The organism is Rhodopseudomonas sp. B29, assembly GCF_000333455.1.
Lineage (GTDB): Bacteria > Pseudomonadota > Alphaproteobacteria > Rhizobiales > Xanthobacteraceae > Rhodopseudomonas.
Map to the genome: position 1 here is coordinate 1 of NZ_BADD01000676.1, position 13,387 is coordinate 13,387.

At 65.0% G+C, this 13,387-nt stretch carries 12 protein-coding genes; 5 read left to right on the forward strand and 7 right to left on the reverse strand.

Annotated features, from left to right (window positions below; all coding sequences use genetic code 11):
- On the reverse strand, window positions 1-532 hold a 532-nt coding region (locus I5M_RS24355; RefSeq protein ID WP_022723776.1), incomplete at its 3' end, for an L-histidine N(alpha)-methyltransferase.
- A 49-nt stretch (window positions 533-581) separates the two neighbouring features.
- Window positions 582-1,841 (reverse strand): ergothioneine biosynthesis protein EgtB, encoded by a 1,260-nt coding sequence (gene egtB / locus I5M_RS24360; protein ID WP_022723777.1) that lies wholly within the window; start codon window positions 1,839-1,841, stop codon window positions 582-584.
- Window positions 1,842-2,117: 276 nt separating this feature from the next.
- Between egtB and grxD the strand changes: the two genes are divergently transcribed.
- The 3 genes from grxD (at window position 2,118) to I5M_RS24375 (ending at window position 4,342) form a co-directional block, all read left to right on the forward strand.
- The gene (gene grxD / locus I5M_RS24365) at window positions 2,118-2,444 is read left to right on the forward strand and encodes a Grx4 family monothiol glutaredoxin (protein WP_031337446.1); all 327 of its coding nucleotides are present in this window, start codon (window positions 2,118-2,120) and stop codon (window positions 2,442-2,444) included.
- Window positions 2,441-2,977 carry an O-acetyl-ADP-ribose deacetylase gene (locus tag I5M_RS24370; protein ID WP_031337447.1) on the forward strand — a complete coding sequence of 179 codons (537 nt, stop codon included), beginning with the start codon at window positions 2,441-2,443 and terminating at the stop codon, window positions 2,975-2,977. The genes grxD and I5M_RS24370 overlap by 4 nt, the downstream gene beginning before the upstream one ends.
- Before the next feature lie 84 nt (window positions 2,978-3,061).
- Complete coding sequence (locus I5M_RS24375) at window positions 3,062-4,342, forward strand: serine hydrolase (RefSeq protein WP_022723780.1); 1,281 nt, start codon at window positions 3,062-3,064, stop codon at window positions 4,340-4,342.
- Window positions 4,343-4,360: 18 nt separating this feature from the next.
- Here I5M_RS24375 and I5M_RS24380 read toward each other — a convergent pair whose 3' ends face one another.
- From I5M_RS24380 to I5M_RS24390, 3 genes are all read right to left on the reverse strand, one after another.
- Window positions 4,361-5,800 carry an MFS transporter gene (locus tag I5M_RS24380; RefSeq protein WP_022723781.1) on the reverse strand — a complete coding sequence of 480 codons (1,440 nt, stop codon included), beginning with the start codon at window positions 5,798-5,800 and terminating at the stop codon, window positions 4,361-4,363.
- A gap of 60 nt (window positions 5,801-5,860) precedes the next feature.
- Window positions 5,861-6,229, reverse strand: a complete 369-nt coding sequence (locus I5M_RS24385; protein WP_199900064.1) for a MarR family winged helix-turn-helix transcriptional regulator — start codon at window positions 6,227-6,229, stop codon at window positions 5,861-5,863.
- Between the two features lie 279 nt (window positions 6,230-6,508).
- Window positions 6,509-7,399, reverse strand: coding sequence for a Ku protein (locus tag I5M_RS24390; RefSeq protein ID WP_022723783.1), 891 nt, complete (start codon window positions 7,397-7,399; stop codon window positions 6,509-6,511).
- Between the two features lie 131 nt (window positions 7,400-7,530).
- On the opposite strand from I5M_RS24390, the gene ligD reads away from it, so the two are divergent.
- The gene (gene ligD / locus I5M_RS24395; protein ID WP_022723784.1) at window positions 7,531-10,293 is read left to right on the forward strand and encodes a DNA ligase D; all 2,763 of its coding nucleotides are present in this window, start codon (window positions 7,531-7,533) and stop codon (window positions 10,291-10,293) included.
- A gap of 177 nt (window positions 10,294-10,470) precedes the next feature.
- Here ligD and I5M_RS31600 read toward each other — a convergent pair whose 3' ends face one another.
- A complete protein-coding gene (locus I5M_RS31600; RefSeq protein ID WP_022723785.1) occupies window positions 10,471-10,635 on the reverse strand; it encodes a DUF3309 family protein in 165 nt (54 codons plus the stop codon).
- Between the two features lie 160 nt (window positions 10,636-10,795).
- On the opposite strand from I5M_RS31600, the gene I5M_RS24405 reads away from it, so the two are divergent.
- Window positions 10,796-11,104, forward strand: coding sequence for a polyhydroxyalkanoic acid system family protein (locus I5M_RS24405; protein ID WP_022723786.1), 309 nt, complete (start codon window positions 10,796-10,798; stop codon window positions 11,102-11,104).
- A 380-nt stretch (window positions 11,105-11,484) separates the two neighbouring features.
- On the opposite strand, the gene treY is transcribed toward I5M_RS24405, so the two are convergent.
- Window positions 11,485-13,387 (reverse strand): malto-oligosyltrehalose synthase (treY, locus tag I5M_RS24415; protein ID WP_022723788.1); only part of this gene is annotated, 1,903 nt, incomplete at its 5' end.

Sequence of the window (13,387 nt, forward strand, 5' to 3'; positions counted from 1 at the left end):
CCTGCGGCTCGAAGTTGCCGAGTGTCGAGCCGGGGAAAAAGCCGACCTTCGGCCGGACCGACACGGCGGCCGGCAACGCGAACGGCTTGGTGAAATCCGCCGCCACTGGGTGCACCTCGAGCCTGGGGAAATCCCGGCGCAACGCGTCTGCCTGGTCGGCGAGGAAGTCACCCGAAATGTCCACCGGCACATAGGCTGCAACCGGATGGGCGTCGAGCAGGATGCGGATTTTGGTCGTCGCGCCTGCGCCGAATTCGACGATCGCCGCGTCGTTCGGAATCAGCGCGGCGATCTCCGCGGCGCGGTCGCGCAGAATGCCGAGTTCGGTGCGTGTCGGATAGTACTCCGGCAGCCGCGTGATCTCTTCGAAGATCTCGGAGCCCGCGGCATCGTAGAAGTACTTCGGCGACAGCGTCTTTTGCGGCTGCGACCAGCCGGCGATCACGTCGCGTGCGAATTCGGCGATGTCGGCGTCGTGCGGATGAAGTTCGTGCAGCGGCGCGCGGCTGCGCACGGGAACGTGCAAATTCATCAGGCGGTCTCCCGGATGCGCTCTCGCGCATTAGTTTTCGGTTCGAAGATCAGGCGTCGTAGTCGGCGAGCCGCAGTCCGGTGAACTGCCAGCGGTGGTGCGGATAGAAGAAGTTGCGATAGGTGAGGCGGCTGTGGCCCTGCGGCGTGACGCAGGACGAGCCGCGCAGCACCAGCTGATTGACCATGAACTTGCCGTTGTATTCGCCGAGCGCGCCTTCGATGGCTTTGTAGCCGGGGTAGGGCGCGTAGGCGCTGCGGGTCCATTGCCAGACCATGCCGAACGCATTGGCAAGCTGGCCGGCCCGTGCGGCGACTTCCCATTCCATTTCGGTCGGCAGATGCTTGCCGGCCCAGCGCGCGAACGCGTCGGCCTCGTAGTAACTGATATGGCAGGCCGGCGCGTCGGCATCGATCGGCTGCAGGCCGCCGAGCGTCATGATGCGCCATTCGCCGTCGACGTTGCGCCAATGACCGGGCGCTTCCCAGCCTTCGCGCTCGGCGCTGGCGAAACCGTCCATCAGCCACAGCGTCGGCATGCGGTAGCCGCCGTCGGCCATGAACTCCAGCCACTCCGCATTGGTGACGAGATGGCGCGCCAGCCTGACCGGTCCGACCAGCGCACGATGCACCGGCTTTTCGTTGTCGAAATGGAAGCTGTCGCCGGCATGGCCGATCGGGTGAATGCCCTCGGGCAGCGCGACCCATTCGTCGCCGCTGCGACCCGAAGCTGGCAGCCGCCACGACGGGTCATAAGCCGGCGGAATCGGGTTCTGCGCAAAGGCGTGCAGGATGTCGGTGAGCAGAAGCTCCTGGTGTTGCTGTTCGTGGTTGAGCCCAACCTCGACCAGCGGAGCCAGCGCCTCCAACTTGTCCTGCTCGGCGGTCTCGAACAGATCGATCATCGCCGCATCGACGTGGCGGCGATAGGCAGCAACCTCGGCGATGCCGGGCCGGGTCAGCAAGCCGCGCGCGGCGCGGGTGTGGCGCGGGCCGGCGGAGACATAATAGGAATTGAACAGATAGGCGTAGTCGGGGTGGAAGACCTGGTAGCCGGGCCGGTGCTCGCCGAGCAGGAACTGCTCGAAAAACCAGGTCGTATGCGCGCGGTGCCACTTTGCCGGGCTGGCGTCCGGCATCGACTGAACCACCTGATCCTCCGCCGACAGCGGCGCCGCGCGACGTTCGGTCTCATCGCGGACCGTCCGATAGGCGTCGATCAGCTGCCGGGCGAGCGGGGAAGCGGAGACGGAAGACGGGGCGGGGTCGGCCCAACTGGTCGCCACTGAAGAGGTTTTCGTCACGCACATCTCCGAATTGAAAGAAAACGCTGCTCATCGGAAGCGGTTCCAAAGCATGGGAGATAGGTTCGCCTGATTGGCGATGAAAGGGCGCGGACCCAATCTCTTGGTGTGGGATGTACGAAGGGCAGGAGTTCGGCGATACGCGCAGCGAATTCTTGAGACAAATCAGCCCGCCAGCCACCCTCCCTGGCATTTTACTTGGGCTGCGAACCGTTTTCGCGCTACATATATGACAGTTCGGCCGGGCTGCCGGTGGTCGGCGGCTGCCGTGAAGGGATTCACATGAGCATCGAGCAATTCATCGACAACGAAGTGAAGGCCAACGACGTCGTGCTGTTCATGAAGGGCACGCCGCAGTTTCCGCAGTGCGGCTTCTCCGGCCAGGTGGTGCAGATCCTCGACCACATCGGGGTGCCCTATAAGGGTCACAACGTGCTCGAATCGGCCGAGTTGCGCGACGGCATCAAGCAGTATTCGAACTGGCCGACGATCCCGCAGCTTTACGTGAAGGGTGAGTTCATCGGCGGCTGCGACATCGTCCGCGAGATGTTCCAGGCCGGCGAACTGCAGAAGCTGTTCAGCGACAAGGGCGTCAAGGCCGCCGCCTGAGCGCCTTGATCGGCCGCATCGGCGCGGCGACGCTCGAAGTCGTCGTTGCCGACATCACCACGCTGAAGCTCGACGCCATCGTCAACGCCGCCAACAGCTCCCTGCTGGGCGGCGGGGGCGTCGACGGCGCGATCCATCGGGCCGCCGGGCCCGAGTTGCTGGCCGAGTGCCGCACCTTGGGCGGCTGCGCCACCGGCGACGCGAAGATCACAAGCGGCTACCGGCTTCCATCCAAGCACGTAATCCATGCCGTCGGGCCGGTCTGGCACGGCGGCCGCGATGACGAAGATCGCGCGTTGGCCTCGTGCTATTGGCGTGCGCTGGAGCTTTGCCAAGAGCATAACCTTGCTTCGGTGGCCTTTCCGGCGATCTCGACGGGCGTCTATAGTTTCCCGCCCGAGCGGGCTGCCCCGATTGCCGTGAGTACTGTGGGCCAGGCGCTCGGCGCGGCTTCCACAGTGACGCGGGTGGTGTTCTGCTGCTTTTCGGAGCCGAGCGCGGAGTTGCACCGCGCGGCGCTGGCCAGGCTCTAGCTCCGGCTGCCGCCCTCGCTCGCTGCCGGGCTTGGAAATAATCCCACACGTAGCTACGATCGCCCTTCAAACAGGAGGGATACGATGCTGCATCGCGCTACGCGCTGGATCATGGCAGGAGCGCTGGCCGCGATGGCCATAGGCCCCGCCTCTGCGGAGGGCACGTTCGATCTGCCGCCGGGGGCGAAATTCTCTCAGGAGAAGCTCGGCAAGATCGATCAGTTCTTCAACGGCATCATCGCCGAGGGCAAGATCCCCGGCGCGGTCGTCTATATCGAGCAGCACGGCAAACCGGTCTATCACAAGCACTTCGGCGTGCGCGATGTCGCCACCAAGGCGCCGATGACCGACGACACGATTTTCCGTCTGGCCTCGCTGACCAAGCCGTTCACTGCGGTGGCGGTGATGATGCTGGTGCAGGACGGCAAGATCAAGCTGGATGATCCGCTGTCGAAATACATCCCGGCGTTTGCCGACACCAAGGTCGGCGTGGTCAAGACCCGCGACAACGGCGAAAAGTATCTGGACTACGAGCCGCTGAAACGGCCGATCAAGATCAGCGACCTGCTGCTCCACACCTCGGGCATCACCTACGGCTTCTACGGCGACCATCTGGTGCGCAAGGCGATCGCCGCCGCCAATATCTACGACGGCGATCCGACCACCGCCGAGTTTGCCGAGCGCATCGCCAAGCTGCCGCTGCAGGAGCAGCCCGGCACGCTGTGGGACTACGGCAACTCCTACGAGGTGCTGGCCCGCGTCGTCGAAGTCGCCTCGGGCAAGTCGTTCTACACCTACGAGAAGGAGCACCTGTTCGATCCGCTCGGGATGAAGGATACGATGTACTTCTTCACCAACGACACCCAGAAGGATCGTCTGGCGCAGCCGATGCCGAACGACGCCAACTTCCGCGTCGGCCGGCCGGTCGGTCCGGACATCGTGCGAAAGTGGGAGTCCGGCGGCGGTGGCCTGAGCTCGACGCCGCACGACGTCATCCGCTTCGTGCGTATGCTGGCCGACAAAGGCGAGCTCGACGGCAAGCGCTATCTCAGCCCCGAGATCTACAAGGAGATGACGACGGATCACATCGGTCCGGGCTCCGGCGTCGAACGCGACTACTTCTATTTCCCCGGCGACGGTTTCGGCTACGGCTACGGCCTCGGCGTCCGCACCGATCCGGGCAACGCCAAGCCGCCGCCGCCCGGCTCGCTCGGCGAACTGAAATGGGACGGCGCCTCGGGTTGCTACTTCGTCATCGATCCCAAGCAGGACATGTTCTTCGTGCTGATGGAGCAAACCCCGTCGCAGCGCCAGCCGGTCCAGCGCGAGCTGAAGAAGCTGGTCTACGAGGCGATGGAGAATTGAGCGGATAGCGGCCGGCGCTTATGCGCCGGACCGCCGGATCAGCGCGAAGGTCGGCACCAGCCCGATCAGCACCAGTCCGACGATCGTCCACCAGCCGAGATGAAACGCGGCAACGCGCTCCGGCAGGCTCGCGGGCGATCCGGTGACGGCGACGAAGATCGCGACGCCGACCGCGAGCGCGGCCTGCCGGGTCATGTTGATGACGCCCGATCCGGTGGCAAATTGCGACGGCGGCAGCGCCGAGCCGCTGACACCCATCAGGGTCGGGAAGGTCAGGCCGACGCCGATGCCGGTCAGCGTCATGCCGATGACGACCAGCGCGGTGTTCGGCTCGGGGCCGATCATCGCCGCCCACCAGCCGACGCCGCCGGCGAAGAACAAGATGCCGGCGGTGACCACCGCGGTGGCGCCGAACCGCGCGATCAGGCGCCCGGCCAGTAGCAGCGAGGTCAGCGGCACCATCAGCGGGCCGGGCGCAATCACTAGCCCGGTTTGCATCGCCGACCAGCCCCACGCCGACTGCTCCCACAGAGCGATCGACAGCAGCATCGCGCCGAATGCCGCCGAATACGGTGCCATCACCAGCGTCGCGCCGGTGAAGGAGCGGATCCGAAATAGCGCCGGATCGATGAACGGCGTCGGCGAGCGCAGGCAGCTGCGCACGAACGCCGCAAGCAGCACAGCCGACACCGCGGCAGCGAGCGCGATGCGCGGCGAGGTCACGCCCCAGTCGTTGAGCTTGATAATCGCGAACACCAGTGCGGCAATGCCGCCGGTGACCAACAGTGCATCCCACGGGCTCGGCCGCGGCACCTCGTGGCCCTCGACGCGCGGCAGCTTCCAGTATCCGACAATCAGCGCCAGCACGCCGATCGGGACATTTACCAGGAAGATCCAGCGCCAGTCCAGTGTCACCAGCAATCCGCCGATCAGCGGACCAAGCGCGGCGCCGAAGCCGCCGATGGCCGTCCAGGTCCGCACCGCATGGCTGCGCCGTTCCGGCGGAAACACCGCCATCAGCAGCCCGAGGGAGGTCGGCGTCATCAGCGCCGCGCCGGCAGCCTGCGCCAGGCGGAACGCGACCAGCGTCTCGACGCTGCTGGCCATCGCACAGGCGGCGGAGGCAAGGGTGAACAGCGCGACGCCAGCGAGGAAGCTGAGGTCGCGGCGATGCCGCTCGGCGATGCGGCCGAACAGCACCAGCAGCGCTGCGTAGGCGATCGCATAGGCGTTGAGTACCCACGACAAGTCTTCCAGCGACGCCGCGGCGAAGTCGCGGCCGATATTCGGCAGCGCGACGTTGACGATGAACAGATCGAGATTGGCCAGCACGATACCGACGCAGACGATGCCGAGCACGAAGTTGGGCGACGCCTTGCGCCGCGGGGGCGGCACGCTGCTGTCCTCGGCGACGATCTTGGCGGCCACCTCCAGCGTCTTTCGGTCCAGATGATTCATGGTGATGACTCCGGAGGCTGAATTGGATCGAAGATGCCGACGCGGCGAAGGCCGTGGCGGTCAGGCGGCGCTCAGCTCAGGATCGAAGGCGATGCCGAGCAGCGTTTCACGCAGCGCCGCGGCCTTATCGCGGCCGAGCCGTGCTTCGAATCGATCCTGCGCGGCGCGCCACAGCGGCCGCGCCGCGTCGAGCCGCCCGCGGCCCTTGCGCGTCAACGTCACCAGCCTGCGCCGACTGTCGGTATCGTCGCGAACCAGCTTGACCAAGCCCTCGCGTTCGAGCGGTCGCAGGTTCTGCCCGACGGTCGATTGATCCATGACCAACAGCTCAGCAAGCTCGCCGATGGTCGGCGCCCGTGCACCGCTACGGTCGACCTCGGACAAAATGGCGTACTGGGTCGACTTCAGCCCGGAAGCGGCGATCGCCACATCGTAGATCTGCGACAGCCGGCGCGTGGCCTTGCGCAGCGCGCCACAATGGCAGGCATAAGGGGCGGGTTCCATCGCGGCTCCAAAATCGGGATATCCCTAGATTAATCCGTGGATATCCCGATAGTCAATCCGACTGGAAAACGAATGGGGAGATGTGGGCTCGGCTGGAGCCCCTCGTCATTGCGAGGAGCGAAGCGACGAAGCAATCCAGCCCCGTGCACCGGACTGGATTGCTTCGCCTTCGGCTCGCAATGACGTGGGAGCGGCGGTTGACTGTCAGCTCGCCTTGCGATGCCTTGCTGGCGCTCGGCGGGCTTTGCCGGTGGCGCGGGAAGAGCCGCGCGACGCCGTCTTGCGCCGTGTCGCAGCCGTTTCTGATTTCTTGCCGCCGCCCTTGAGGCTTGCTTTCAATGCGTCCATCAGGTTGACGACGTTGCTTTCCTTCTCCTCCGGCTCGGGGATCTTGATCGGCTTGCCGGCGGCCTTGCGCTTGATCAGCGCCTTCAGCGCGGTCTCGTACTCGTCCTTGAATTTCGACGGGTCGAAATGCGCCGCCTTGCTGTCGAGGATGTGACCGGCGAGTTCGACCATGTCCTTGGTGACCTTCGGCGTCTTGATGTCGTCGAAATACTCGTCCTCGTCGCGCAGCTCGTAGGGAAAGCGCAGCGTGGTGGCGAGCAGTCCTTTGCCCAACGGCTCGATGGCGATGACGTGTTCGCGGTTGGTCAGCACGATGCGCGCCAGGGCGACGCGGTCCTTGTCCTTCATGGCGTCGCGGATCACCGCGAAGGCGTCGACGCCGGCCTTGCCGTCCGGCACGATATAGTAGGGGTGATTGAGGTAGCGCTTGTCGATTTCCTCGGCCGGCACGAAGCTGTCGATCTCGATGGTGTGGGTGCTCTCGATCTGCACCGCTTCCAGCTCGTCTTTCTCGATCTCGATGTACTTACCTTTGCTGACCTCGTATCCGCGCGTCTTCTGATCCTTGTCGACGACCTCGCCGGTGTCTTCGTCGATCATCTGCTGCTTCAGCCGGTTGCCGGTCTCGGCATTGATCATGTGGAAGCGGGTCTTCTCGACGCCGGTCGAGGCCGGATACAGGGCGACCGGGCAGCTGACCAGCGACAGCTTCAGCGAGCCCTTCCAGTAGGCGCGGCGCGGGGCCATGATGCTCTCCGAAATCGGTGGGGATGAGGACGCAACAGACGCGGCGCGACCACGGCCGCGGCTTGGGAACTCCAACAGGTATCAGGGGTTTTGGTTCCGATCAGGTTCGCCGGGCGATTGCGGAGGACGACGTGGCCGACAGACAACTCGCGCTGTATCGGAAGAAACGCGACTTCGAACAGACCGCGGAGCCGAGCGGCGACAGCCCGGTGGCGCCCTCGAAGCGGCGGCGTTTCGTCATCCAGAAGCACGACGCGACGCGGCTGCACTACGATCTGCGGCTGGAGTACAACGGCGTCTTCAAGTCCTGGGCGGTGACCAAGGGGCCGTCGCTCGATCCGCACGACAAGCGGCTCGCCGTCGAGGTCGAGGATCATCCGCTTGATTACGGCGACTTCGAAGGCACCATCCCGAAGGGCCAGTATGGCGGCGGCACGGTGCAGCTGTGGGACCGCGGCTATTGGGACTGCGACGATCCGGAGAAGGGCTTCAAGAAGGGCGACCTCAAGTTCACGCTGGAGGGCGAGAAGCTGCACGGCGGCTGGGTGCTGGTGCGGATGCGCCACGACCGTAGCGGCGGCAAGCGCACCAACTGGCTGCTGATCAAGCACCGTGACGATTACTCCGTCGAGAGCCACGGCGAGGCCGTGCTCGACGAAGATCGCTCGGTGGCCTCCGGCCGCGCCATGGCGCAGATTGCCGAAGGCAAAGGCCGGGCGCCGAAGCCGTTCATGACCGGCAAGGGCGCGACCGGGCCGGTGAAGGCAGATGCGGTGTGGGACAGCAACGTCGGTCTTGCTGCGGATGAGCGCAAGGCGAATGGTAAGGGCAAGAAGGCCGCCAAATCCGCTTCGAAAGCCAAGCCTGCGAAGGCGACCAAAGCCGCCGCTGCCAAGCCTGCAAAGCGTGTGGCGAAGACTGCGAAGGCAAAACGCACTGCGATGCCGGACTTCGTGCCGCCGCAGCTCTGCACCTCGGTCGAGCGGCCGTCGTCCGGCGATGGTTGGGGCCACGAGATCAAATTCGACGGCTACCGCATGCAGCTGCGCGTGCAGAATGGCGAGGCGCGTCTCCTGACCCGCAAGGGGCTCGACTGGACCGGGAAGTTCGGCGCGATCGCCGAAGAAGCCGCGGCGCTGCCGGATGCGATCATCGACACCGAGGTGGTGGCGCTCGACTCCCACGGTCACCCCGATTTCGCCGCGCTGCAGGCGGCGCTGTCGGACGGCGACACCGACAACCTGATCTGCTTCGCGTTCGATCTGCTCTATGCCGATGGCGAGGACCTGCGTGCGCTGCCGCTGTCGGAGCGGAAGGATCGGCTGCAAGCTTTGCTGAAGTCCGCGCGCGGCCGGCGCAAAGAGGGACTGATCCGCTACGTCGAGCATTTCGAGTCCGGCGGCGACGCGATTTTGCAGTCGGCCTGCAGGCTGTCGCTGGAAGGCATCGTCTCCAAGAAGCTCGACGCGCCCTATCGCTCCGGGCGCACGGAGGCCTGGACCAAGGCAAAGTGCCGGGCCGGGCATGAGGTGGTGATCGGCGGCTGGAAGACGACGAACGGCAAATTCCGCTCGTTGATGGTCGGCGTGAACCGCGACGATCATCTGGCCTATGTGGGCATCGTCGGCACCGGCTTCGGACAGGAGGTCGTGAAGCGGATTCTCCCAGAGCTCAAGGCGCACGAATCCAAGGAAAATCCATTCAGCGGAGCCAACGCGCCGAGGAAGGGCCGCGAGGTGCATTGGGTCGAGCCGGAGCTGGTCGCCGAGATCGAGTTCGCTGGATTCACGGGCGGCGGCATGGTGCGGCAGGCCTCGTTCAAGGGCCTGCGGCGCGACAAACCGGCCGAGGAGGTCGAGCCCGAGACGCCCGCCAAGGTCGAGGTGGCGACGCCAAAGCCGGGGCGGCAGAGCAAGGGCAAAGCCGCTAAGTCGACGCCGACGAAGGCCGCCAAGCCGGCGCGAACGCGCACGTCGTCCGACAGCCTCGCCGAAGTCATGGGCGTGGTGATCTCCAAGCCCGACAAGGAGCTGTGGCCGAAGAGCAAGATCAGTGATGCGATCACGAAGCGCGATCTCGCCGATTACTTCGAGGCGGTCGGCGCCACGGTGATCGCGCACATCAAGGGCCGGCCGTGTTCGATCGTGCGCGCCCCTGACGGCATCGGCGGCGAGCATTTCTTCCAGCGTCACGCCATGGCGGGGATGAGCAATCTGATAGAGCTCGTCAGCGTGTCGGGCGATCGCAAGCCCTATGTGCAGATCGACCGCGTCGAGGGCCTGATCGCGGTCGCGCAGATCGGCGGCGTTGAGCTGCACCCGTGGAATTGCGCCGAGGATCAGCCCGACGTGCCGGGACGGCTGGTGTTCGATCTCGATCCGGCGCCGGAAGTCGGCTTCGAAGAAGTCATCAAGGCGGCACGCGAGATGAAGCAGCGGCTCGAGGCGATCGGACTCAACACCTTCTGCAAGACCACCGGCGGCAAGGGCCTGCACGTGGTGACGCCGCTCGATGCGTCGAAAGCAAAGAACAATGTCGACTGGAAGCAGGCCAAGGCGTTCGCCCAGGCGATTTGCCAGCTGATGGCCGAGGACAGTCCCGATCGTTATCTGCTCAACATGTCCAAGCAGAAGCGCACCGGCAAGATCTTCCTCGATTACTTGCGCAACGACCGAATGTCGACCGCGGTGGCGGTGCTGTCGCCGCGCGCCCGTGAAGGCGCCACGGTGTCGATGCCGGTGAGCTGGGCGCAGGTCCGGCCGGGGCTCGATCCGAAGCGCTACACGGTCGAGACCGTGCCGGCGCTGTGGAACAAGTCGAAGGCGTGGGATGATTACGAGGCCGCCGCCACGCCGCTGCGGGCGGCGATCGAGAAGCTGACAGCGAAGCGGTGAAGTGACGCCGAAACCGTCATTGCGAGCGAAGCGAAGCAATCCAGCTCAGTGCGCGGGACTGGATTGCTTCGTCGCTGCGCTCCTCGCAATGACGTTGAGATCCGGCTTAGCGTCCTACCCATAGATCAGCGCTCCGGAAGCAGATTGCCTCCGGAGCGCATGTGATCTCGAGTCCGATCAGAGCTTTCCGAGCAGCAGGAGCACGATCAGGATGATGATGATCAATCCGAGACCGCCGCCGCCGTAGTAGCCGGTGCCGTAGAACGGCCCGCCGCCGATGCCGGAAAAGCCGCCGAGCAGCGCGATGATCAGGATGATCAGAATGATAGTACCGATCGACATAGTGTTCTCCTCAACCCGTTTTGTCGAAACGCGGAACGTGATCGAGAACCCGCGGGCAGAGCGAAGGTTCCGTGTGCGGAAACCATCGTGCTACGCGGCCCTGTAATTTCTGCGACTGTTGCTTAAATGAGGAGGAGTTGTCGCTTTCCGGAGACTGTCGATGTCAGCGCCGCTTGTCGTTTCGATTCCGCACCAACTCGGCCGTGACGAAGCCCGCCGTCGTCTGCAAGCCGGCTTGACGCGAGCGGCCGTCAACATCCCGGTGCTGAAGGTCGACGAGGAAATCTGGCAGGGCGACAAGATGCTGTTTCGGGTGCGCGCCATCGGCCAGGTCGCGTCCGGCCAGATCGACGTCGCCGACGATCACGTCCGGCTCGAAGTGCGATTGCCGTGGCTGCTGCAGAAATTCGCCGACATGGCCAAGCTGGCCATCCGCGATCGCGGCCATCTGTTGCTGGACAAGAAGTGATCTTCGACGAAAGACGCGATGCTGCGCTGCGGGGGCGGTGAACGGCGAAATCTCGCACTGCACATTTGACGTCGGTTAAGTAAGCGTTCAGAGAATCTCGTAAAATGATCGAGCGGGGGAGGGAACCGATCCCGATCGGCACGCAACCCGCCAGGCCGCCCGGCTCACGCTCCCGGGCGGCCTTGCCGTATGTAGACGTGGGAGCGCGGCGCACTCATCCATTTTAATCCGCTAGGAGCGACGCAGCATCTTCCTCGTCATGGCCGGGCTCGTCCCGGCCATCCACGTCTACTTCGTGACTTCGCTGGTTTTCGTGGATGCCCGGGACAAGCCCGGGCATGACGGCGTTTGGTGACGATCGGCTGCGAGCAAATACCCGGTCACCGCCTCCGCTTCCCGCCACTCACCTCTGCCCGTCGCACTGCAGCGGGGATGGTGCGGAAGATGTCGCTTAGCCGCAGCACGCCGGCTTCCGCCCCTTCGACGCTGAGCCCGTCGAGCTTCACTTCGCCTTCGAACGCGTCTCCGCGCGGCCAATGGCGGCCGCCGTCGCTCAAAGGGGCGAAGGTCTTGCCGACGACGACGATCGCCGCCTCGTGCCCGCGCGCGCGCGCGTAAGCGATGACGTGGTCGGCATCGCGGCCGATAACCTCTAGCGCCCGATAGTCGCCGTCGGTGAAGACGTCGTGCAGCTCGGCGCGCAGCTTGAGCAGATGATGTGTCCAGGCCAGCTTGAGGCGGCCGTCCTGCCAGCTTTCGGCGAGCACCGCCCAGTCCGGCGTTTCCACTTCACCGAGCGCCTGCGCGCGCGCCTCGAAATCGACAGGGCGACGGTTGTCGGGATCAACCAGCGAGAAGTCCCAGTACTCTGTGCCTTGATAAAAGTCTGGCACGCCCGGCATCGTCGCCTTCAAGGTGAGCTGCGACAGCGAGTTCAGCGCACCGAGCAGAGACAGCCGTTGTTCGAGGCTCTGAAGTGACTGCAGGAATTCGGACGACTGGGCCGGATCGAGAAGGCGTTCGATGAACTGCTTGACGCCGTCTTCGTAGCGCTGGTTCGGATTGAGCCAGTTGGTGTCCTGCTTGCCTTCCCGTCCGGCCTTCTCGGCGAAAGCCTGCACGCGCGCCGGAAAATCCTTGTCGTCCTGCAACGGCCAAGCCCCGAGCAACGCCTGATACAGCATGTACTCGAACGTCGCAGACGGCGCGCGCCCGTCGCCGTCCGTCGCGAGATGGCCGGCGTTCAGCAGCTTCCACTTCGCCACCAGGCTGGCCCATTCGCCGGGTATTTCGGCCAGCGCCATGATGCGCGTGCGCGCATCCTCGCCGCGCTTGGCATCGTGCGTCATCGTCGCCGTCATGCCGTGCGGCCAATCCTTGGCGCGGCTCGCCATCAGTTCATGGAAAGCCGCGACCGGCAGCGCCTGTGCAGCGGCATCGCCGCCGACCTCGTTGAGTGCGATCAGGCGGTGATAGCGATAGAAGGCGGTGTCCTCGAGCGACTTGGCCATCGTCGGCCCGGTGAACTGCTGCACCTTCAGCGCAAAGCGGCGGACGCGCGATTTGGAATGAGCGACGCGATCGGGGCCGATCAGGTCCATGGTCAGCGCGTCCTGCAGGAAATCGAAGATGCCGTCGTCTGCGCCGTACCAGTCGGCGCGCGCTTTCTCGATCGTCTGGGCAATCAGCTCGCGATCCGGCGCGGCCGGGCCTTGGCCGGTGATATAGGTGCGATAGACGGGGAAGTGCAGCACATAGAGCTCGAATACGCGGCGCAGATCGTCGGCGGAGAAATCGCGCGTCGAGTAGTGACCGCCGGCGATACGCGCGAGCAGCCGCGTCAGCACGGTGAACTCGCTCCGCAGCAGCGTGTCGAGGACGCGGCGCTTGGCACGGATCAGTACCGGCTCGAACGCCGGCGAAGAACTGCTGATCTGTCGCCAGGTTTCGTCGAGCGGCTTCAGCCCGTTGCCGTCGAGCAGCACCTGGGTGATGACGTTCAACCACTCGTAGCCGGTGGTGCCGTGGACGCCGGCGAAGCGATGCAACTCTTCGCCCTCACCAAGGATCTTCTCGATCACCGTGTAGAGCGGCTTGGCGCCGGCGCCCTGGGCGTCGCGGGCGAGCCGGCGCAGCCGCTGAAAATATTGCGCCGGATCGCGCAAGCCGTCGATGTGGTCGAGCCGCAGGCCTTGCAACTGGCCGTCGGCGATCAGCTTCTTGACGCGGGTATGGATGGCGTCGAACGTGCCGGCATTCTCGACGCGCAGGCCGGCCGCGAGT